The sequence below is a fragment of the Bacteroides intestinalis genome, from assembly GCF_003464595.1.
GTDB lineage: Bacteria > Bacteroidota > Bacteroidia > Bacteroidales > Bacteroidaceae > Bacteroides > Bacteroides intestinalis_A.
The window spans coordinates 3,824-4,095 of record NZ_QRZF01000027.1 but is presented as its reverse complement, the minus strand read 5'-3'; the positions used below and the strand labels follow the sequence as shown (position 1 = coordinate 4,095).

Genomic DNA, 272 nt, shown 5'->3' with positions numbered 1-272 from the left:
TTTAAAACAAGAATATATGAAACGGATATTTAAAAGAAATATTTATTTGCTTTTGGGGCTTACAGCCCTATGTAGTGGTACTATCGGATGTGATGACCGGATAGATGATCCGGTGCTTCCGGTGTCAGGGCAAGAACTGGTCACAGTACCTTTGAGTTTCGGCTTTGCCGAAGAATCCATTGGTGAACTGTACCGCAACGGCTCGCCGCAACGGCTCGCCGCAACGGCTCGCCGCAACGGCTCGCCGCAACGGCTCGCCGCAACGGCTCGCC

General features: G+C 51.8%; 1 protein-coding gene. It reads left to right on the top strand.

Going from position 1 to position 272, the window contains the following annotated elements; all coding sequences use genetic code 11:
- On the top strand, nt 1-272 hold a 272-nt coding region (locus tag DWW10_RS23300; RefSeq protein WP_220395705.1), incomplete at both ends, for a hypothetical protein.